Origin of the sequence: Noviherbaspirillum sp. (assembly GCF_035654295.1) — a bacterium.
GTDB lineage: Bacteria > Pseudomonadota > Gammaproteobacteria > Burkholderiales > Burkholderiaceae_D > Noviherbaspirillum.
On the sequence record NZ_DASRXF010000118.1, the window covers coordinates 1 to 2,346 of the forward strand.

The 2,346-nt window shown below is 63.3% G+C and carries 3 protein-coding genes; all 3 read right to left on the reverse strand.

The features are described 5' to 3' along the window. On the reverse strand, positions 1–285 hold a 285-nt coding region (locus tag VFF99_RS12230), incomplete at its 3' end, for a disulfide bond formation protein B (protein WP_325018248.1). Between the two features lie 89 nt (positions 286–374). After that, positions 375–1,457 carry a peptide chain release factor 1 gene (gene prfA / locus VFF99_RS12235; RefSeq protein ID WP_325018250.1) on the reverse strand — a complete coding sequence of 361 codons (1,083 nt, stop codon included), beginning with the start codon at positions 1,455–1,457 and terminating at the stop codon, positions 375–377. A 90-nt stretch (positions 1,458–1,547) separates the two neighbouring features. Further along, positions 1,548–2,346, reverse strand: a 799-nt coding sequence (gene hemA, locus VFF99_RS12240) for a glutamyl-tRNA reductase (RefSeq protein WP_325018251.1), incomplete at its 5' end; no start/stop codon positions are given.

Consider the following 2,346-nt stretch of genomic DNA (forward strand, 5'->3'; position numbering starts at 1 on the left):
GCCGCAGGAAACGGTGGGATTGGCCTTGACCCACACATGCCAGCCGGCCACGCCGGCACCGCCGAGGGCGGTCAGCGTGCCGAGGATCGCGCCAAACTTCGTCGCGCCACGCGGCAGGGCGGCGAAGAGGAAGCACACCAGCGCAAGCAGGATGAACACGTAGCGCTGGATCACGCAGAGCGGGCAGGGCATCTGCCCCTCCACGTGCTGGAGATACAGCGCAAAGCCGACCAGTCCGAGCGCGATGACGCCGACTGCAATCAACACCGGTTTGGAGGTTTTCATGGTTGGTTGTTGTAAGTGGGAAATGCCATAAGAGTAAGAGGCGGTGAAAAAGTTCCTGAATGGAAACGTTCGCACGCCGGTCAGCGCAATTATGCCTCGTCGGCCAACTGCGCCAGCAATTCGGCCTGATGCTCGGCCAGCAAGGAGTTGGTCAATTCATCGAGATCGCCGTCCATGATGAAGTCCAGCTTGTAGAGCGTCAGGTTGATGCGATGGTCGGTCATCCGGCCTTGCGGGTAGTTGTAGGTGCGGATGCGTTCGCTGCGGTCGCCCGAGCCGATGAGCGATTTGCGGGTAGCGGCTTCCTTGGCTTGCTGTTCGCGCAGCTGCACATCCTTGATGCGCGCGGCGAGCACCTTCAATGCGGATGCCTTGTTCTTGTGCTGGCTGCGGTCGTCCTGGCATTCCACCACGATACCGGTCGGGATATGGGTGATGCGCACCGCCGAATCGGTCTTGTTGATGTGCTGTCCGCCGGCGCCGGACGCGCGGAAAGTGTCGATGCGGATGTCCGCCGGGTTGATGTCGACATCCTCGACTTCGTCCGCCTCCGGCATCACCGCCACCGTGCAGGCGGAGGTGTGGATGCGGCCTTGCGTCTCGGTTGCCGGCACGCGCTGCACGCGGTGTCCGCCCGATTCGAACTTCAGGCGCGAATACGCCCCGTGGCCGACGAGCCGCACGATTACTTCCTTGTAGCCGCCGATTTCGGACGGCGACTCCGATACCATCTCCACCTGCCAGCGGTTGCGTTCCGCATAGCGGGTGTACATGCGCAGCAGGTCGCCGGCAAACAGCGCCGCCTCATCGCCGCCGGTGCCGGCACGGATTTCCAGGTAGATGTTGCGTTCATCGTTGGGATCTTTCGGCAGCAACATCTTTTGCAATTCGCCTTCGAGCTGCTCGATGCGCGCCTTCGCCGCGCCGATCTCTTCCTGTGCCAGCTCCTTCATGTCCGGATCGGCCAGCATTTCCTGCGCAGTCGTGATGTCTTCGCCGGCCTGCTTGTAATCCTTGTACAACGCGACCAGCGGCCCGAGCTCCGCGTGCTCGCGCGTCAGCTTGCGGTACTGGTCCATGTCGTTCGTCGCGCCTTCCTGCATCAGCAGGTTGTTGACTTCTTCCAGCCGTTCGGAAAGCTGGTCGAGCTTGGCAAGCATTGATGGTTTCATGACGTTGCGTGTATGGAAATCGTGTGCGGACGCCGGACCGGCCGGCGTATGAAGTGGCGCGGGGCAGATTCCCCGCAGTGTGGACGGCAGCTAGCGCTTGGTGCGGAACAGCTGCGGCAGGAGAGTGGCCAGGCGTGCGCGTTCGTCGCCCTGCGCGTTGTGCAACGCCTGTTGCGGGCCGTGCAGGAACTTGGCGGTGAGGCCTTTCGACAGCGCTTCGAGCACGGCGTCGATATCCTCGCCCTTGGCCAGGAGCTTCTTCGCCCGCTCGAGCTCGGCGATGCGCATCGCTTCGCTATTGTCATGCAGTTCGCGGATCACGGGCACCACCGCGCGGCTTTCCATCCAGTGCATGAACGATTGCACCCGCGTCTCGATGATGGCCTCCGCCTGCGCGACCGCCGCCTGGCGGTTCTCGATACCGGTCTGCACGGCGGAGCCGAGGTCGTCCACGGTGTAGAGGAAGACGTCGTCGAGCCGCCCGACTTCGGATTCGATATCGCGCGGCACCGCAAGGTCGACCATGAACATCGGCTTGTGGCGGCGCGCCTTGATCGCGCGTTCCACCATGCCGAGGCCGATGATCGGCAGCGAAGAGGCGGTACTGGAAACCACGATGTCGAAGCGCGACAGCTGGTCCGGCAGGTCGGCGAGACGGATCGCCTTGCCGTTGAAGCGGTGGGCCAGCGCCTCGCCGCGTTCCAGGGTACGGTTGGCAACGGTGAGCGATTTCGGATTCTGTGCCGCGAAGTGCGTCGCGCACAGTTCGATCATTTCGCCGGCGCCGATGAACAGGACGTTCTGTTCCGAGATCTTGTCGAAAATGCGCTGGGACAGGCGCACCGCCGCCGCCGCCATCGACACGCTGTGCGCGCCGATCTCGGTGGTG

What these genes read in the sequence shown, in the direction of transcription:
- prfA (WP_325018250.1), bottom strand. Translation starts at nt 1,457, where the DNA reads ATGAAACCATCAATGCTTGCCAAGCTCGACCAGCTTTCCGAACGGCTG.